Genomic DNA, 18557 nt, shown 5'->3' with positions numbered 1-18557 from the left:
CGCAACTCAGCCCTTGACGCAGACGACCTGCATGAGGTGGGCGATCGGCTCGACCAGATCGGTCTGCTGAGCCATGACCTTCTCGATCGACTTGTAGGCGCCCGGGATCTCGTCCACCACGCCACTGTCCTTACGGCACTCCACGCCCTTGGTCTGCTCGATCAAGTCCTGCGTCGTGAACCGCCTCTTCGCTGCGCTTCGACTCATCTTCCGACCCGCGCCGTGCGAAGCCGAGTTGAACGACGCCTCGTTGCCCAGTCCACGCACGATGTACGAACCGGTGGCCATGGATCCCGGGATAATCCCGTAGTCGCCGGTCTGAGCCCGGATCGCGCCCTTGCGGGTCACCAGCAGGTCCAAACCGTCATACCGCTCCTCCGCCACGTAGTTGTGGTGGCAGCTGATCTCGTCCTCGAAGGCGACCTTCGCCTTCGGGAACTCGCGGCGTACGACGTCCTTGAGGAGCGCCATCATGATCGAGCGGTTGTACGAGGCGTACTCCTGCGCCCAGAACAGGTCATTGCGGTAGGCGGACATCTGCGGGGTCTGCGCGATGAACACCGCCAGGTCGCGGTCGACGAGGCCCTGGTTGTGCGGAAGCGAGCGCGCAACGCCCATGTGATGATCTGCCAACTCCTTGCCGATTCCCCGTGATCCGGAATGCAGAGTCAGCCAGATGGCACCACTATCATCCAAGCATAGTTCCGTATGATGATTCCCCGAGCCGAGCGTTCCCATCTGCTGCATGGCACGTTCGCGACGCCATTTGACCGAATCCGCCACACCGTCGAACCGCTGCCAGAAGTCGTCCCACCCCGCCGTCGCGAAGCCGTGGAGCTTGCGCGGGTCGACCGGGTCGGTGTGGAGGCCGCGGCCGACCGGGATGGCCTGCTCGATCTTGGAGCGGAGGCGGGACAGGTCGTCCGGGAGGTCCTTGGCGGTGAGGGAGGTCTTCACCGCGCTCATTCCGCAGCCGATGTCCACGCCGACCGCCGCCGGGCAGACGGCGCCCTTCATGGCGATGACGGAGCCGACCGTCGCGCCCTTGCCCAGGTGGACGTCGGGCATGACGGCGAGGCCGTGGAGCCAGGGCAGGGAGCTGATGTTGCGCAGCTGCTGCATGGCCTCGCCCTCGACGGTGGCCGGGTCGGTCCACATCCGGATGGGGACCCGGATTCCGGGCACTTCGGTGTACGACATGGGTGTTCGACCTCCAAGGTCGCTTGGTTCACAGGGAGTTGCCGCACGCGAACAGATCCCGGCGCGGCTCGGGGAAGACCAGAAAAGGGGGGGGCTCAGGCGCCCAGGGCACAGGGGGAGAGCGGCCTTGGGGAGCGTCGTCGTATGGTTCGCTCGACCCGCATGGTGACCGCCTCCCTTCGTTCGTCAGAGTCAGACTTCGTACGTCTGTGCCGGGGAACATCTATCCACGGAACGGCCGCGGCCCGCAACGGATTTAAAAACGCGGCAGGCCCGCCGGAGCGGCGATCGCTCCAACGGGCCTGCCGTGCACCGGAGAGGGTCAGCTGACGACCGTGACCTCGCCGATGCCGAGCTTCCGCACGTCGTCCGCGATCACGGCGGCGTCGCCGACCAGCACGGTGACCAGCCGGTCCGGCGGGAAGGCGGCGACGACGGCCTCGGTGGCCTCGGCGGTGGGCAGTTCGGCCAGCCGGCGGTAGACCTCGGCCTGGTAGTCGTCGGGCAGGTGCTGCTCGACCTGGTCGGCGAGGGTGCCGGCGACCGAGCCCGCGGTCTCGTACTTGAGCGGGGCGACGCCGACCAGGAACTGCACGGCCTCGTCGCGCTCGGCGTCGGTGAGGCCCTCGGCGGCGAGGGTGCGCAGGATCGTCCAGGCGTCCTTGAGGGCCGGGGCGGTGGAGGCGGTGTCCACCGAGCCGCTGATGGCGAGCAGCGCGCGCCCGCTGCCGTCGGCGGCCGAGCGCAGCGGCTGGGCGAAGGAGCGGACGCCGTAGGTGTAGCCCTTCTCCTCGCGCAGGACGCGGTCGAGGCGGGAGGTGAGGGTGCCGCCGAGGCAGTAGGTGCCGAGGGTCTGGGCGGGCCAGTCGGGGTGGTGGCGGTCGGGGCCGATGCGGCCGATGAGGAGCTGGGTCTGGACGGAGTCGGGCCGGTCGACGATGACGACGCGGCCGTGGTCGTCGGCGGTGACGGGGGCGTGGACGGAGGCCTCGGCGGGGGTGCCGGTCCAGGTGCCGAGGGTGCTCTCCAGGAGGACGGGCAGGTCGACGCCGGTGAGGTCGCCGACCACGACGACGGTGCTGGTGGCGGGCCGGACGTGGGCGTCGTAGAAGGCCTTGACGGCGGCGCGGTCGATGGACTTGACCGTGTCGGCGGTGCCGCTGCGGGGGCGGGAGAGGCGATCGGCGGCGTCGAAGAGTTCGGCGTAGAGGGCCTTGGCGGCGCGCCGGGCGGGGTTGGCCTGCTCGTGGACGATCTCGTCGAGGCGGTTGGCGACGAGGCGCTCGATCTCGTCCTCGGGGAGGGCGGGGGCGCGCAGGGCGTCGGCGAGGAGGGCGAGGCCGCGCTGGAGGCGGGAGGCGGGGACTTCGAGGGAGACGCGGATGCAGGGGTGGTCGGCGTGCGCGTCGAGGGTGGCGCCGGCGCGTTCGAGTTCGCCGGCGAACTCCTCGGCGGTGAGGGTGTCGGTGCCTTCGCTGAGGGCGCGGGCGAGGATGGCGGCGACGCCGTCGAGGCCGGCCGGTTCGGCGGCGAGCGGGGCGTCGACGAGGACCTCGACGGCGACGAGCTGCTGGCCGGGGCGGTGGCAGTGCAGGACGGTGATGCCGTTGGCGAGGGCGGTGCGCTCGGGGGCGGGGAAGGCCCAGGGGCTCGGGGTGCCGGGCCGGGGCTGGGGGTGGAAGGTCATGGCGGGGACGTAGTCGGTGCTCATGCGGCGGCACCCTCCTCTTCGGAAGCGGCGTCGGAAGCGGCGTCGGTGTCGGCCGTGGTCGGCTCGTAGACGAGGACGGCCCGGTTGTCGGGGTGGAGTCGGGCCTTGGCGACGGCCTTGACCTCTTCGGCGGTGACGTCGAGGACCTTGGGGAGGGCGTCGTTGAGCAGCTTGGGGTCGCCGAACAGGACGGCGTAGCGGCAGAGTTCGTCGGCGCGGCCAGCGACGGTGGTGAGCCGGTCGAGCCATTCGCGCTCGATCTGGGCCTGGGCGCGTTCGAGTTCCTCGGGGGTGGGGCCTTCGGCGGCGAAGCGGGCGAGTTCCTCGTCGACGGCGGTGTCGATCTGCTGGAGGGTGGCGTCGCCGGAGGTCTTGACGTCGAGCCAGCCGAGGCTGGGGGCGCCGGCGAGGCGGAGCAGGCCGAAGCCGGCGGCGACGGCGGTGCGGTCGCGGCGCACGAGGCGGTTGTAGAGGCGGCTGGATTCGCCGCTGCCGAGGATGGTGAGGGCGAGGTCGGCGGCGTCGGCTTCGCGGGTGCCGTCGTGCGGGAGGCGGTAGGCGGCCATGAGGGCGCGGGAGGGGACGTCCTCGTGGATCTCCTCGCGCAGTTCGTGCCCGATGGTGTCGGGGAGTTCGCCGGAGCGCGGGGGCTGCTTGCCGTCGTGGGCGGGGATGCTGCCGAAGTACTTCTCGACCCAGGCGATGGTCTGTTCGGGGTCGATGTCGCCGACGATGGAGAGGACGGCGTTGTTGGGCGCGTAGTACGTGCGGAAGAACGTGCGGGCGTCCTCCAGCGTGGCGGCGTCGAGGTCGGCCATGGAGCCGATGGGGGTGTGGTGGTACGGGTGGCCGTCGGGGAACGAGAGCGCGGTGAGCTTCTCGAAGGCGGTGCCGTAGGGGACGTTGTCGTAGCGCTGGCGGCGCTCGTTCTTGACGACGTCCCGCTGGTTCTCCATGGAGGTCTCGTCGAGTGCGGCGAGGAGGGAGCCCATGCGGTCGGCCTCCAGCCAGAGCGCGAGCTCCAGCTGGTGGGCGGGCATGGTCTCGAAGTAGTTGGTGCGCTCGAAGCTGGTGGTGCCGTTGAGCGAGCCGCCGGCGCCCTGGACGAGCTCGAAGTGGCCGTTGTTGGAGACGTTGGCCGAGCCCTGGAACATGAGGTGTTCGAAGAGGTGGGCGAGGCCGGTGCGGCCCTTGACCTCGTGGCGCGAGCCGACGTCGTACCAGAGGCAGACCGCGGCGACCGGGGTGAGGTGGTCCTCGGAGAGGACGACGCGCAGGCCGTTCTCCAGGCGGTGCTCGGTGATGGCGATGCCTCGGCTGGAGGCGGGGGCCGGGTTGGCCATGCGCTCGGGTCCTTCCCGTCGTCGATGTCGGGGTTCGTGTGGCGTCCCCCATTGTGGTGCAACGCGCGAGGGGCGTGGATGTGTCCGCGCGGAGGGGGCGTTCGCCAGGGGCGGAAGAGGGGCGCTGGCCGGGAGTGTCGGTGCGAGGGTCCACAATGGGGGCGCCGCGCCCTGTTGACGGGGGCAGCCGGCATGGCGACAGAGACTGACCGAGACACAGCGCAAGCGAGACGTAAGGGAGCCCCGCCGCGATGGCCCGCCGCAGTTCGCAGACCCCGCCGCCCGGAGACTTCGAGGAGCGGATCCTCGATGTCGACGTCGTGGACGAGATGCAGGGCTCCTTCCTGGAGTACGCCTACTCGGTGATCTACTCGCGCGCGCTGCCCGACGCGCGGGACGGTCTGAAGCCGGTGCACCGGCGGATCCTGTACCAGGCCAACGAGATGGGCCTGCGTCCGGAGCGCGCGCACGTGAAGTGCGCGCGTGTGGTGGGCGAGGTGATGGGTCGCCTGCACCCGCACGGTGACCAGTCGATCTACGACGCGGTCGTCCGGATGGCGCAGCCGTTCTCGATGCGGTTGCCGCTGATCGACGGGCACGGGAACTTCGGTTCGCTGGGCAACGACGACCCGCCGGCGGCGATGCGGTACACCGAGTCGCGGCTGACGCCGGCGGCGATGGCGCTGGTGGAGTCGATCCACGAGGACACGGTCGACTTCGGGCCGAACTACGACGGCAGTGAGCAGGAGCCGCTGGCGCTGCCGGCGGCGTTCCCGAACCTGCTGGTGAACGGCGCGACGGGCATCGCGGTGGGCATGGCGACGAACATGCCGCCGCACAACCTGTCCGAGGTGGTGGCGGCGGCCCGGCACCTGATCAAGCACCCGAGCGCGGACCTGGACACGCTGATGCGGTTCGTGCCGGGTCCGGACCTGCCGACGGGCGGGCGGATCGTGGGCCTGGCGGGGATCCGGGACGCGTACGAGTCGGGCCGCGGGACGTTCAAGATCCGGGCGACGGCGACGGTGGAGGCGGTGACGGCGCGCCGCAAGGGCATCGTCGTGACGGAGCTGCCGTACAACGTCGGCCCGGAGAAGGTCATCTCGAAGATCAAGGACCTGGTCAACGCGAAGAAGCTGCAGGGCGTCGCGGACGTCAAGGACCTGACCGACCGCGTGCACGGGCTGCGGCTGGTGATCGAGGTGAAGAACGGCTTCGTGCCGGAGGCGCTCCTGGAGCAGCTGTACAAGCTGACGCCGATGGAGGAGACGTTCGGCATCAACAACGTGGCGCTGGTGGACGGCCAGCCGCTGACGCTGGGGCTGAAGGAGCTGCTGGAGGTGTACGTCGACCACCGGTTCACGGTGGTGCGGCGGCGCAGCGACTTCCGCCGGCGCAAGCGGCAGGAGCGGCTGCACCTGGTCGAGGGCCTGCTGGTGGCGCTGGTCGACATCGACGAGGTGATCGCGATCATCCGGTCGAGCGACAACGCGGGGCAGGCGAAGGAGCGTCTGATGGAGCGCTTCTCGCTGTCGGAGACGCAGACGGCGTACATCCTGGACACGCCGCTGCGCCGGCTGACGCGTTTCGACCGGGTGGAGCTGGAGCAGGAGCAGGCGAAGCTGCTGTCGGAGATCGCGGACCTGACGGAGATCCTGGAGTCGGACGCGAAGCTGCGCAGCGTGGTGTCGTCCGAACTGGGTGCGGTGGGCAAGCAGTTCGGGACGGAGCGGCGCACGGTGCTGCTGGAGGCGGGCGCGGTGCCGTCGGCGGCGCTGACGGTGCCGTTGGAGGTGGCGGACGATCCGTGCCGGGTGCTGCTGTCGTCGACGGGTCTGCTGGCGCGGACGGCGGACGGGGAGCCGTTCGAGCTGTCGGAGGCACGGGCGAGGCACGACGTGATCGTGTCGGCGGTGCCGGCGACGGCGCGGGCGGACGTGGGTGTGGTGACGTCGGCGGGCCGGGTGCTGCGGCTGCCGGTGATCGATCTGCCGGCGCTGCCGCCGACGCCGTCGCCGACGCTGGCGGGCGGGGCGGCGGTCGGGGAGTTCCTGCGGCTGGAGGCGGGTGAGCGGGCGCTGGCGCTGACGACGCTGGACGAGTCGTCGCCGGGGCTGGCGCTGGGCACGGTGCAGGGCGTGGTGAAGCGGGTGGTGCCGGAGTGGCCCGCGAACAAGGACGAGTTCGAGGTGATCGCCCTCAAGGAGGGTGACGAGCTGGTGGGTGCGGTGGAGTTGCGCACCGGCGAGGAGGACCTGGTGTTCATCTCGTCGGACGCGCAGTTGCTGCGGTACCCGGCGGGTCAGGTGCGTCCGCAGGGGCGTCCGGCGGGTGGCATGGCGGGGATCAAGCTGGCGGACGGGGCACGGGTGCTGTCGTTCACGGCGGTGGATCCGGCGGCGGACGCGGTGGTGGTGTCGGTGGCGGGTGCGTCGGGCACGTTGACGGGCGAGGAGCAGTCGACGTGGAAGGTGACGCCGTTCGAGCAGTACCCGCGCAAGGGCCGGGCGACGGGCGGTGTCCGCTGCCAGCGGTTCCTGCGCGGTGAGGACCTGCTGACGTTCGCGTGGGCGGGTGCGGTGCCGGCCCGGGCGGCGACGGCGAAGGGCGCGCCGGTGGAGCTGCCGGAGCGGGATCCGCGCCGGGACGGTTCGGGTACGCCGGTGACGACGCCGATCGCGGTGGTCGCGGGTCCGGCGTGACCGGCGCAGCCGGTACGACCGGGTGAGCGGAGGAGGGGTGCCCGTCGGGTGCCCCTCCTCGGCCGTTGGGGGGCCGGTCGGCCGTGCCGCGACGCGGAGGGGCGGCCGGAGGGCTGAGGGTAGCCTTGCCCGCGTGAGCACCTGTGCGACGCGGTCGCGTGAACTTTCGGAGCCGCTGGCCGCCACGGCGGCGGTGGCGACCACCTGGCTGCTGGTGGAGCAGAACGGGCCGTGGGGCGCGAAGGCGCTGGGCGAGAGCCACCTGGACGCGGAGACGGGGCACGCGCTGGAGGCCGCCGCGGCCGGGACGGGCGTGCGGGTGGCGCTGATCCGCCGGCCGGGCCGGCACGCGGACTGCCTGCCGACGGCGCGGCACGAGGTGATCGTGGCGCACACGGTGCCGGGCCGCGGCTGGGTGCGCCGGGCCGCGGTGGCCGATCCGGCGGAGCTGCTGGGCCTGGACTTCGCGGCGCTGGGTATTGGCGACCACGCGGGTTTCGGCGCGGAGCACGTGGGCGGCCCGGTGGCGCTGGTGTGCACGAACGGGCGGCGCGACCGCTGCTGCGCGCTGCTGGGCCGGCCGTTGGCGGCGGACCTGGCGGCGGCCGGGCACAGCGAGGTGTGGGAGGTGACGCACCTGGGCGGCCACCGCTTCTCCCCCACGATGCTGGTGCTGCCGTCCGGCTACGCGTACGGGCGGCTGACGGCGGAGACGGCCAAGGAGGTGCTGGCGGCGACGGCGGCCGGGCACATGGTGCCGGAGTGGTCGCGGGGCTGCTCGGGCTGGGACCGTCCGGGCCAGGCGGCGGACCACGCGGTGCGGCTGGCGATCGGCGAGACCCGGGTGGACGCGCTGACCGTGCTGCAGCGGCCGGACGGCGAGGGCCGCTGGCTGGTCACGGTGCTGCACGCGGACGGCCGGGCGTGGGAGGCGGACGTGCTGGAGGGCCGGAGCGAGCCGCCGCGTCCGGAGAGCTGCGGGAAGGCGGAGGGCACGCCGTCGCGGATGGACGTGCTGAGCGTCCGGGGCGTCTGAGACCGGGGCACCCCGAGGCGGCGACCCGGGCAGCCGGAAGCGGCGGCCCCGCGCCCGTGGGGGTGAGCGCGGGACCGCCGGACCGGTCCGGGGTCAGCCGGTGGCCTGTTCGGGGTCAGCCGGTGGCCTTGCCGACGAACTCCGTGGTGTAGGTGCGGGAGAGGTCGATCGAGCCCTCCTTGCCCTTCACGTCCGGGTGGAACGCGGCGAGCACGGCGAGGACGGTCTTCGGCCCGTCGGCCGGCATCACCCCGTCGGTGGTGAACATCGGCAGCGTCGACTTGATCGCGGCCGCGTACTGCTCGGCGCCGCCCTGCGCGTAGTCGGCGGGCATCTGCGCGGCGATCTCCTCGGGGGTGTGCGTGGACATCCACTTGAGGGTCTTGACGAAGGCGTTGGTGAGCTTCTGGGTGGTGTCCTTGTTCTTCTCCACCCAGTCGGTGGCCATGTAGAGCGAGGACGACGGGTAGAGGCCGCCGAGCGCCTGGCGCGAGCCCTCGGGGGTGCGCATGTCGTAGAGGATCTTGCCGAGGCCCTTGTCGAGGACGTTGGCGACGGTCGGGTCGGTGGTCATCCCGGCGTCGATGCTGCCCTGCTGGAGCGCGGCGACGAAGGTCTGGCCGGCGCCGACGGCGATCGGGCTGAACTCGCTGACGGAGGCGCCGTTCTTGACCGCGAGGTACTTGGTGAGGAAGTCGGTCGAGGAGCCGATGCTGGTGACGCCGAGCTTCTTGCCCTTGAAGTCGGCACCGGACTTGATGGCGTCGGCCTGCTTGGCGGAGACGAGCTCGACCTCGCCGGGGGCCTGGGCGAACTGGACGACGGACTCGACGTTCTTGCCCTTGGCCTGGAGGTCGATGGTGTGGTCGTAGAAGCCGACGGCGCCCTGGACGTCGCCGGCGAGCAGGGCGGTGGTGGCGTTGACGCCGGCGGGCTCGGTCAGCAGCTCGACGTTGACGCCGGCGTCGGCGAAGTAGCCGAGCCGCTGGGTGAGCATCGCGGGGAGGTAGATGACCTTGTCCAGGCCGCCGACCATGATCTTGACCTTGGGTCCGTCGACCTGCCGGCCGGCCGGCGCGGCGGCGCCGTGGGCGGACGTGGCGGCGTCGTTGGCGCAGGCGGAGAGCGGGAGGAGGAGGGCGGCGGCGAGGGCGGCGGCAGCGGCTCTGCCGGTCGGGTTCGGGCGCATGGGTGGGGGTGCCTCTCTACTGCGGACGAGGGGGGTTCAGCGGCCGTCGCCCGCGTCGGCGGGCTTCCAGCGGAAGAGCTTCTTCTCGGCGAAGGTCAGCAGGCCTTCGGTCAGCAGCGCGACGACGGCGAGGATCGTCATCGCGGCGTACACACCGGCCGAGTTGAAGGTGCCCTGGGCGGCGGCGACGAGCAGGCCGAGGCCCTTGGTGGCACCGATGTACTCGCCGACGATGGCGCCGATCAGCGCGAAGCCGAAGCTGACGTGGAGGCTGGTGAAGATCCACGTGGTGGCGGCCGGGATGACGACCTGCAGGGTGACCTTGCGGTTGTCCGCGCCGAGGATCCGGGCGTTGTCGACGAGGTTGCGGTCCACCTCGCGGGCGCCCTGGAAGGCGTTGAAGAACACCGGGAAGAACACCAGCACCACGGCGGAGGCGACCTTGGAGGCCGGGCCGAGGCCGAACCAGATCAGGAAGATCGGTGCGAGGACGATGCGCGGGATCGCGTTGAGCACCTTGACGTAGGGTCCGAACACGTCGGCCAGGAAGCGGATCCGGCCGAGCGCGATGCCCAGCAGCACGCCGGCGACGACGCCGATCACCCAGCCGGAGAGGGCCTCGTAGAGGGTGTAGCCGATCTGCTCGCCGAGCGAGCCCTGGGCGGTGCCGTGGGTGATCCACTGCCGGATCTGGTCCCAGATCCGCGACGGCTGGGAGAAGTTGAACGGGTCGATGACCTCCGTCCGGGCGCACACCTCCCACAGGCCCAGGAAGGCGACGAGCACCGCGAACCGGGCGCCGTACACGCCCAGCTTCCGGTTGCGCGCGGCCCGTTCGCGGGCCTCGGTCCTCGTGGTGGGGGCGGCCGGTGCACCAGGCACGGCCGACGCGGTCTCAAGCGGCACGACCCGCTCCTCTCTCCCGGGTGATGCGCACCTCTTCGCCGAGCGAGGCCCAGATCTCGCGGTACAGCTCGACGAACCTCGGTTCCAGGCGGACGGCCTCCACGGTGCGCGGTCGCGGCAGGTCGACGGTGAAGATCTCCTTGACGGTCGCCGGACCGGCGGTCATGACCACCACGCGGTCGGCGAGCGCGATGGCCTCGTCGAGGTCGTGGGTCACGAAGACGACGGACGAGCCGGTACCGGCCCACAGCTCCAGCAGTTGGTCGGACATGAGCGCGCGGGTCTGCACGTCCAGCGCCGAGAACGGCTCGTCCATCAGCAGGATGTCCGGGTCGTTGACGAAGGTCTGGGCGAGCGCGACGCGCTTGCGCATGCCGCCGGACAGCTGGTGCGGGTAGCGGTCCTCGAAGGCGCCGAGCCCGACCCGGCCGAGCCAGTCCCGGGCCCGTTCCCTGGCCTCGGCAGCGGGCACGCCCCGGAAGCGGGGGCCGGCCATGACGTTCGACAGGACGGTGCGCCAGGGGAAGACGGCGTCCTGCTGGAAGACGAACCCGACCCGGGGGTGGATCCCGCGGACCGGCTCCCCGTACACCCGGGCCTCCCCCTCGGTGGGCTCCTCCAGGCCGCTGACCAGCGTCAGCGTGGTGGACTTGCCGCAGCCGGTCGGGCCGACGACGGCGACGAACTCGCCCTGGGCGACGGTCAGATCGAGATCGCGGACGGCGGTGTGCAGCGCCCCCGAGGGGGTGCGGAACCGTTTGGTCGCGCCGGACAGCTCGATCGCCGGGGTCTTGCTCATGCCCCCGCCTCGCTTCGCTCGGCAGGTGCTTCGCAGGACCGGCACCTCTTGATGATTCGCTCGCTGCGCTCGCTCATGTGTGACCTCCCGGGTCAGTGCTTGCCCCGAGAAGGTAGGAGCGGGCCCGGCCCCGGCGGGAGCCTTCTCCGCGTAGTGCGGCTTCTCCGCGTTGAGGGGTGTTCTGCTCGTTTTGCTTCCGCTACAACTGCGGGGACGCGGCTGACAGAAACACGCCGGAAACGTAGGGTGTCCCGACCCCCGTCCGCCCCCGGTACGACCCCCACGCCGCCCCCACGCCCCCACGGCCGCCGAGAGGAGGCCCGGATGAAGCTCCCCCGCTGGCCCCGCCGGGTCTTCGCGCAGCTACTGCTCAGCCAGACCGTCGTCACCGTCGGTGTCACCGCCGTGACCGCCGGGCTGTTCCTCGCCCCGGTCAGCAGCGAGCTCGACCACGACGCGATGCAGCGCGCCCTGTCCATCGCCCAGGCCACCGCCACCGACGAGGTGATCGCCCGTGCCGCCGCCACCCGGGACTCCGCGACGGCCCAGCGCAACGCCGAGCAGATCCGCCTGGCCACCGGCGCGAGCTTCGTCGTGGTCACCGACCTGGACGGGATCCGGCTCTCGCACACCGACCCGGACCGGATCGGCCACCGGGTCAGCACCGACCCGGAGCCCGCGCTCAGCGGGCTCAGCGTCACCGCGATCCAGCAGGGCACGCTGGGCCGCACCGCGCGCGGCAAGGTGCCGCTGCGGCTCGCGGACGGGCGGATCGTCGGCGAGGTGTCGGTCGGCATCAGCGACGACTCGATCCGCCGCCGGCTGCTGAAGATGCTGACCGGGATCCTGCTGTGCGCGGGCGCCGGCCTGGCCGCGGGCACGGTCGCGACGCTGGTGCTGGCCCGCCGGCTCAAGCGCCGGACGCACAACATCGCGCTGGCCGACATCTCGGCGCTGCTGGTGGAGCGGGAGGCGATGCTGCACGGCATCCGCGAGGGCATGGTGGCGCTGGACGAGCACGGCCGGATCCGGCTGGCGAACGACGAGGCGGTGCGGCTGCTGGGCCTGCCGCCGGACTGCACCGGCCGCCGCACCGACGAGGTGCTGCCGCCGGGGCGGCTGGCGGACGTGCTGGCCGGGCGGATCACCGGCCCGGACCTGCCCGCCGTCCGGGACGACCGGGTCCTCGTGGTGAACCGGACGGCGACCGCCGAGGGCGCGGTCGTGACGCTGCGCGACCGCACCGAGCTGGAGTCGCTGGTGCGGGAGCTGGACACGACCCGCAGCCTGACCGAGGCGCTGCGGGCGCAGGACCACGAACACGCCAACCGGATGCACACACTGCTGGGCCTGCTGGAGCTGGGCCGGCACGAGCAGGCGGTGGCGTTCATCTCGGAGCAGTCCGGTTCGCACGCGGCGGTCGCGGCGCGGATCGCCGAGCAGGTGCAGGACCCGCACGTGGCGGCGCTGCTGGCGGGCAAGTCCGCGGTGGCGGGCGAGCGCGGGGTGCGGCTGGTGCTGGCCCCGGCGGCGCACCTGCCGGACGCGGTGGTGGACGCGCGGGCGCTGGTGACGGTGCTCGGCAACCTGGTCGACAACGCGGTGGACGCGCTGGCGCCGGGCGGGGGCGGCCGGGTGGAGGTGACCCTGGCCGCGGCGGGCTCCACGCTGCTGCTCCAGGTCGCGGACAGCGGCCCGGGCGTGCCGGAGGAGCTGCGCGAGCAGGTCTTCGAGGAGGGGTGGAGCAGCAAGGACGCGCCCGCGCACCGTCCGCGCGGGCTGGGGCTGGCGATGGTGCGGCGGCTGGTGGAACGCACCGGCGGCCGGATCGTGCTCGACGCGGGGCCGCTGGGCGGCGCCCGGTTCACGGTCGAGCTGCCGGAGGCCCTGCTCACCGCTCGGCTCGTGGAGGCGTGATGATCGACGTACTCGTGGTGGACGACGACTTCCGGGTCGCGGACGTGCACGCCGCCTACGTGGCGAAGGTGCCGGGCTTCCGGGTGACGGGCACGGCGCACTCGGCCGGGGAGGCGCTGGCGGCGCTGGAGCGCCGTCCGGTGGACCTGCTGCTGCTCGACCACCACCTGCCGGACGAGACGGGCCTGGCCCTGGTGCGCCGGCTGCGGGAGCGGCAGGTGGCGTGCGACGTGATGATGGTGACGGCCGCCCGGGACGTGTCGACGGTGCACGCGGCGATGCAGCACGGGGCACTGCAGTACCTGGTCAAGCCGTTCACGTTCGCCGGGCTGCGCGAGAAGCTCACGGCGTACGCGCAGCTGCGGCACGCGCTGGCCGGTCCGGCGGCGCGGGAGGCGGGCCAGGACGAGGTGGACCGGCTGTTCGCGACCCTGCGCAGCGCCGCGGCCCCGGCCGGGGCGCTGCCGAAGGGCCACTCGGCGCCGACGACGGACCTGGTGCTCGGGGTGCTGCGCCGGGCGGGCCGGCCGCTGTCCGCGCAGGAGGTCGCCGACGGGACGGGGCTCAGCCGGTCGACGGCGCAGCGCTACCTCAAGCAGCTGGAGCGGGACAGCCGGCTGCGGCTGACGCTGCGCTACGGCGACACCGGGCGGCCGGAGCACCGGTACGGGCTGGCGGCCCGGCCCTGAGCACGGGACCCCCGGCGGCCTCACCGCCGCCGGGGGTCCCAGGGGGTGCGGTTCAGGCCGCGCCGGCGCCGGTGAGGGCGCGCACCTCCAGCTCGGCGAAGCGGTCGGAGTCGGCCGGTTCGGGCGAGGTGAGCGTCCCGATCCAGCCGGCCAGGAAGCCGAGCGGGATGGAGACGATGCCGGGGTTCTCCAGCGGGAACCAGTGGAAGTCGACGCCGGGGAAGAGCGCGACCTTGGTACCGGAGACGACCGGCGAGAAGGTGACGAGCACGATGGCCGGGACGAGGCCGCCGTACACGGACCAGACGGCGCCGCGGGCGGTGAAGCGCCGCCAGAACAGCGTGTAGAGCAGGACCGGCAGGTTGGCGGAGGCGGCGACGGCGAAGGCCAGGCCGACCAGGAAGGCCACGTTGAGCTGCTGGGCGAAGAGGCTGATCGCGATGGCCGCCGCGCCGATCCCGACGGCGGCGATCCGGGCGACGACGATCTCCTGGCGGTCGCTCACGGGCTCCTCCGTGCGCGACGCCCCGTCGTCCGTCCGCCGGCGCAGCGACCAGCCGCGGAAGGCGCCGGCCCAGATGTCGTGGGCGAAGGCGGCGGAGGAGGCCAGGGTGAGTCCGGCGACGACGGCGAGGATGGTGGCGAAGGCGATCGCGGAGATCACCGCGAACAGGACGACCCCGCCGGTACTGCCGTTGCCGCCGCCGAGCACCAGCGCGAGCAGCGGAACGGCCGTGTTCCCGGCCGAGTTGGCGTGCCGCACCTCGGCCGAGCCGACCAGGGCGGTGGCCCCGAGGCCGAGCGCGATGGCCATCAGGTAGAAGCCGCCGACCAGGCCGATCGCCCACATCGTGGAGCGGCGGGCGGCCCGGGCGGTGGGCACGGTGTAGAAGCGGGACAGGATGTGCGGCAGGCCGGCGGTGCCGAGCACGAGGGCGAGGCCGAGGCTGAAGAAGTCGAGCCGGCTGGTGGAGGTCGCGCCGTACTTGAGCCCGGGTTCGAGGTAGCGCCGGCCGGCGCCGCTGTGCCGGGCGGCCTGGCGCATCAGCTCGAAGAGGTCACCGTGGTAGTGGACCATCAGCAGCACGGTGAGCAGCACCGATCCGGCGATCAGCAGGAACGCCTTGACGATCTGGATCCAGGTGGTGGCCCGCATGCCGCCGACCGTCACGTAGACGATCATCAGGCCGCCGACCGCGACGATGGTCCAGGTCCGGGCGGAGGCGCTGTTGGTGCCGAGCAGCAGGGCGACGAGCGAGCCGGCGCCGACCATCTGCGCGACGAGGTACAGCAGGGTGACGACGACGCTGGCGCCGCCGGCCGCGGCCCGTACCTTGCGCCGGCGCAGCCGCAGCGCGAGCACGTCGGCGAGGGTGTAGCGGCCGGCGTTGCGCACGAGTTCGGCGACCAGCATCAGGACGACGAGCCAGGCGACCAGGAAGCCGATGCTGTAGAGCACGCCGTCGTAGCCGTAGAGGGCGATCAGTCCGGCGACGCCGAGGAAGGAGGCGGCGGAGAGGTAGTCGCCGGAGAGCGCGAAGCCGTTCTGCAGCGGGGTGAAGTCGCGTCCGCCGGCGTAGAAGTCCTCGGCCGCGCTGCCGCGGCGCCCGACCCAGAGGGTGATGCCGAGGGTGACCAGGACGATCACGGCGAAGAGCAGGATCGCGAGGTCGTGGTGGTCGCCGGTGGGGGCGACGGGCGGTGGGGTGGCGGTCGACGCCGCGGTGGTCATCGGAGCTGGTCCTGGGTGTCCCAGCGCAGGCCGAGGGCGGCGCGGTCGCGCTTGGTGCGGGCGTTGCGGGCGTAGAGCCAGGTGAGGAGGAAGGTGCTGGCGAACTGCAGCAGGCCGAGCAGCCAGGCGACGTTGAGCGGCCCGGCCACCGGGGTGCGCATCAGCTCGGGCGCGGCGGCCTGGGCGGCGACGTAGGCCAGGTACCAGGCGAGGAAGGCGCTGCTGACCGGGAAGACGAACGACCGGTAGCTGCGCCGGATGTCCTGGAAGGCCTCGCTGGCCTGGACCGTCCGGTACACCTCGGTGCTGTCCGCGCTGCCGGCCGGTGCGGCGGCGGGCACCGTGGCCGGCACGGGCACCGCGGCGGGAACGGCCGGTGCGGCGGGCACGGTCGGCGCGGCGGCCGGGACGGGCGGCACCGGCTGCGCCGGCACCGTGCGGTCCGTCCGGGGGGCGGCCGACCGGGTGCCCTGGTTGGGCCGACCGGCGGCGGGCGCGTTCGCGGTGGCCGGAGCGGCCCACCAGTCGAATCGCTGCCCCTGCCCGGGACTGCTCGTCTGCTGCTGTGGCACTGCTGCTCCTGAACCGGGCGGGCACTCTGACCCGAACCATCATGAGGGCCTCTGAGCAGCGGTTTTGACCATTGCAGATACGTTCACTCGATGAGGTGATCGATGATCCGACAGACACTCATCCGACTACTGATGCGTACCGGTGATTCCGTGCCGAAAGGCGTACGCGACGGCCTGTGCCCGGTCCCGCACGGCGGTCTTCGCGAAGAGGTTGTTGATGTGCGTCTTCACGGTGGCCGGGCTGACGAACAGCCGCTGGGCGATCTCGCCGTTGGAGAGGCCCTCGGCGATCAGCGCGAGCACCTCGGCCTCCCGGGTGGTCAGCCCGTCGGGCAGTTCCGCGGCCCGGGCGGCGGGTGCGGGGGCCGGTTCGGGGGTCCCCGGGGAGGCCTTGCGGCCCTCCGAAAGCCGCTCCAGCAGCCGGAGTTGGACCTGCGGCGAGAGCCCGGCCGCGCCCGAGCGCACGTCCGCGATGGCCCGGGCGATCTCCTCGCCGCCGGCGTCCTTGGTGAGGTAGCCGCGCGCGCCGGCCTGGAGCGCGGGGAACAGCGAGTCGTCGTCGGCGTAGGTGGTGAGGACGACGACCTCGGTCTCCGGGTGCGCCGCCCGGATCCGCCTGGTCGCCTCGACGCCGTCGACGCGCGGCATCCGCAGGTCCATCAGCACCACGTCCGGGTGATGCCGCTCCACCAGGGCGACGGCCTCCTCCCCGTCCGCCGCCGCGCCGACCACCTCGATCCCGGGCAGCAGGCCGAGCAGCATCACGATGCCCTCGCGCACCACCGTCTGGTCGTCCGCGACCAGGACCCTGGTCGTTCCCGCGCTCACGCCGGCACCCGCAGCAGCACGCGCCACCCTCCGTCCTCCGGGCCCGTCAGCAGGGTGCCGCCGAGCAGTTCCGCGCGTTCGCGCATCCCCAGCAGACCGTACCCGCTGCCGCTGGCGGCCAGTTCCCCCGGCGCCGCGCCGCGCGGGGACGCGGAGTTGCGCACCTCCAGCTCCACCGCGTCCGGCAGGTAGCGCAGTTCGACCTCGCACCGGGCCCCGGGCGCGTGCTTGCGCACGTTGGTCACCGCCTCCTGCGCGGTGCGCCGCACGGCGAGCGCGGCCTCGGCGGCCAGCGGCCGGGGCGTGCCGACGACGCCGAACACCGCCCGTTCGCGTCCGGTCAGTTCGACCAGGAAGTCCCCCACCGGGGTGAGTTCGCCGCGCAGCGCGGACAGCGCCTGCCGGGTCTCGGCCAGCCCGTCCTGCGCCATCCGCCGGGCGGCGACGACGCGTTCGCGGACCTGTTCGCGGTCGGTCCCGGCGTCCAGCATCAGCCGGGCCGCCTCCAGGTGGACGAGTTGGGCGGAGAGGCTGTGGGCGAGCACGTCGTGGATCTCCCGGGCGATCCTGGCCCGTTCGGCGAGCGCCGCGCTCTCGGCCTCGGCGGCCCGGGCGGCCCGCTCCTGCGTGAGCAGGCGGCGGGCGGTGCCGCGCGCCTCGATGTCCAGCCGCAGCAGGAAGCCGAGGAGCCCGAGCCCGCCGACCGACGTCACGACGCTGAGCCAACTCGCCCAGCTGGCCGCGGTGTACGAGCCCAGCGACGCCACCGCGACGAGGACCGCGGGCGCGGGCGGCAGCCGGACCAGCGCCATCACCGCGAGCCCGAGCCAGGTGACGTCCGCCAGGACGATGGCGTGGCCCCAGTTGGCCAGCCACCCGAGGCCGACCAGGGCGCCGGCCGCGGCGAGCGAGGGCACGAGCCGCTGCGCCCGGCTGGCGTTCAGGTAGACCGTGCTCAGCCCGACCATGGCCACCAGCCCGCCGGCCGCGGCCGCCGCCGCCCAGCCGGTGAAGCGGCCGTCGGCGAAGGTCCCCCAGGTGACGCTGACGAGGATCACGATCCGGCCGAGCACGGTGAGGACCCGCCGCGGGCCGCTCTCGGCCTCGCGCTCCAGTCCCTCGCGGGCCGGCCAGCGGGTCCAGTACCCGGTCACGGGGTCCTCCTCGGGGGTGTCGTACACGGCGGCGGCTCGAACGCGGCGGCGGGACGGCGGCGCGGTCAGCCGATCACGGCGGCCTGCCGGGGCAGCTCGGCGGTCCGCGCCCTCCAGTTCACCACGAGCGAGCGGACCAGCAGCATGACCGCGATGCCGAGCATCAGGGCGCTGCCCGCCTGGTGGACGTGCATCGCCGAGCCGATCCCGTACAGGCCGAGCCGGATGGCGATCATGCCCACCCACGCGGCGACCGTGGCCTTGGTGCCCTTGGCCCAGACCGAACCGTCCGCGGCCCGCCAGAGCCGGACGGTCCAGCCCCAGACGGAGCCCATGGCGAGCACCGCGACGAGGGAGGCGCCGAGCAGGACGGCGGAGAGCGCCGCGTGGTCGTGGTCGATCAATTGCGGGTCGCGCAGCGCGAGCACCCCGAGGATCAGCGGCAGCAGCCAGAAGCGGCGCTCGGTGTCCAGGCGCTGCGCGCGCATCTGCCGCCGGACCACGAGGGCCAGTACCGCGATGATCACGACGATGTTGACGAGGGCGGTCATCGGATTCTCCGTCCCGACGGAAGCTGTGTGCTGACCTCACCGACGCTACGGATCGGGCGCCGCCCGGTGATCGGAGCCCGGGTGGACCGGGGGTGGAAGCACAAGCGCGAGGGCCCTCCACCCGTGGGTGGAGGGCCCACGCGCGGGGGGGCGGGCAGGTCAGGCGTCCCTGCGGGGGCTGTCTCATATAAACAAAAACCAGCCCACCAAACCTTAAAAAAAAGAGGT

Annotated in this window: 15 protein-coding genes; 4 read left to right on the top strand and 11 right to left on the bottom strand. The window is 72.8% G+C overall.

What is annotated here, in order from left to right; translation table 11 throughout:
* Positions 1-6 precede the first annotated feature (6 nt).
* The 3 genes from ACFXDE_RS28375 to ACFXDE_RS28365 form a co-directional block, all read right to left on the bottom strand.
* Positions 7-1200 carry an RtcB family protein gene (locus ACFXDE_RS28375; protein ID WP_380497512.1) on the bottom strand — a complete coding sequence of 398 codons (1194 nt, stop codon included), beginning with the start codon at positions 1198-1200 and terminating at the stop codon, positions 7-9.
* Between the two features lie 322 nt (positions 1201-1522).
* Positions 1523-2887 (bottom strand): M16 family metallopeptidase, encoded by a 1365-nt coding sequence (locus ACFXDE_RS28370; RefSeq protein WP_380497527.1) that lies wholly within the window; start codon positions 2885-2887, stop codon positions 1523-1525.
* Positions 2888-2907: 20 nt separating this feature from the next.
* Complete coding sequence (locus ACFXDE_RS28365) at positions 2908-4254, bottom strand: M16 family metallopeptidase (RefSeq protein ID WP_380497511.1); 1347 nt, start codon at positions 4252-4254, stop codon at positions 2908-2910.
* A 251-nt stretch (positions 4255-4505) separates the two neighbouring features.
* Here ACFXDE_RS28365 and ACFXDE_RS28360 point away from each other — a divergent pair, with 251 nt between their 5' ends.
* Complete coding sequence (locus tag ACFXDE_RS28360; protein WP_380497510.1) at positions 4506-6956, top strand: DNA topoisomerase (ATP-hydrolyzing) subunit A; 2451 nt, start codon at positions 4506-4508, stop codon at positions 6954-6956.
* A 133-nt stretch (positions 6957-7089) separates the two neighbouring features.
* On the top strand, positions 7090-7992 hold the full coding sequence (locus ACFXDE_RS28355; RefSeq protein WP_380497509.1) for a sucrase ferredoxin: 903 nt from the start codon (positions 7090-7092) through the stop codon (positions 7990-7992).
* A gap of 115 nt (positions 7993-8107) precedes the next feature.
* On the opposite strand, the gene ACFXDE_RS28350 is transcribed toward ACFXDE_RS28355, so the two are convergent.
* The 3 genes from ACFXDE_RS28350 to ACFXDE_RS28340 are packed head-to-tail and all read right to left on the bottom strand — an operon-like array spanning position 8108 to position 10886.
* Positions 8108-9181, bottom strand: coding sequence for an ABC transporter substrate-binding protein (locus ACFXDE_RS28350; protein ID WP_380439536.1), 1074 nt, complete (start codon positions 9179-9181; stop codon positions 8108-8110).
* Positions 9182-9217: 36 nt separating this feature from the next.
* A complete protein-coding gene (locus tag ACFXDE_RS28345) occupies positions 9218-10087 on the bottom strand; it encodes an ABC transporter permease (RefSeq protein WP_380497508.1) in 870 nt (289 codons plus the stop codon).
* Positions 10077-10886, bottom strand: coding sequence for an ABC transporter ATP-binding protein (locus tag ACFXDE_RS28340; RefSeq protein WP_380439532.1), 810 nt, complete (start codon positions 10884-10886; stop codon positions 10077-10079). The genes ACFXDE_RS28345 and ACFXDE_RS28340 overlap by 11 nt, the downstream gene beginning before the upstream one ends.
* 324 nt (positions 10887-11210) lie before the next feature.
* Between ACFXDE_RS28340 and ACFXDE_RS28335 the strand changes: the two genes are divergently transcribed.
* Both ACFXDE_RS28335 and ACFXDE_RS28330 read left to right on the top strand, forming a co-directional pair.
* Positions 11211-12803, top strand: a complete 1593-nt coding sequence (locus ACFXDE_RS28335; RefSeq protein ID WP_380497507.1) for an ATP-binding protein — start codon at positions 11211-11213, stop codon at positions 12801-12803.
* Positions 12803-13492 carry a response regulator gene (locus ACFXDE_RS28330; protein ID WP_380497505.1) on the top strand — a complete coding sequence of 230 codons (690 nt, stop codon included), beginning with the start codon at positions 12803-12805 and terminating at the stop codon, positions 13490-13492. The genes ACFXDE_RS28335 and ACFXDE_RS28330 overlap by 1 nt, the downstream gene beginning before the upstream one ends.
* A gap of 52 nt (positions 13493-13544) precedes the next feature.
* Here the strand turns inward: ACFXDE_RS28330 and ACFXDE_RS28325 are convergent, their stop codons facing one another.
* From ACFXDE_RS28325 to ACFXDE_RS28305, 5 genes are all read right to left on the bottom strand, one after another.
* Complete coding sequence (locus ACFXDE_RS28325; protein WP_380497504.1) at positions 13545-15224, bottom strand: cation acetate symporter; 1680 nt, start codon at positions 15222-15224, stop codon at positions 13545-13547.
* The gene (locus ACFXDE_RS28320; protein ID WP_380497503.1) at positions 15221-15796 is read right to left on the bottom strand and encodes a DUF485 domain-containing protein; all 576 of its coding nucleotides are present in this window, start codon (positions 15794-15796) and stop codon (positions 15221-15223) included. Before ACFXDE_RS28320 ends, ACFXDE_RS28325 begins: the two co-directional genes overlap by 4 nt.
* 126 nt (positions 15797-15922) lie before the next feature.
* Positions 15923-16624: a response regulator gene (locus ACFXDE_RS28315; RefSeq protein ID WP_380497502.1), complete on the bottom strand. Its 702-nt coding sequence runs from the start codon at positions 16622-16624 to the stop codon at positions 15923-15925.
* A complete protein-coding gene (locus tag ACFXDE_RS28310; RefSeq protein WP_380497501.1) occupies positions 16621-17778 on the bottom strand; it encodes a sensor histidine kinase in 1158 nt (385 codons plus the stop codon). The genes ACFXDE_RS28315 and ACFXDE_RS28310 overlap by 4 nt, the downstream gene beginning before the upstream one ends.
* Positions 17779-17843: 65 nt before the next feature.
* On the bottom strand, positions 17844-18329 hold the full coding sequence (locus ACFXDE_RS28305; protein WP_380497500.1) for a DUF1453 domain-containing protein: 486 nt from the start codon (positions 18327-18329) through the stop codon (positions 17844-17846).
* Between the last annotated feature and the right edge of the window lie 228 nt (positions 18330-18557).

Origin of the sequence: Kitasatospora sp. NPDC059408 (genome assembly GCF_042751525.1) — a bacterium.
Taxonomy (GTDB): Bacteria; Actinomycetota; Actinomycetes; order Streptomycetales; family Streptomycetaceae; genus Kitasatospora.
The sequence above is the reverse complement of the archived record's forward strand: the minus strand, read 5'-3'. Positions and strand labels throughout refer to the sequence as shown.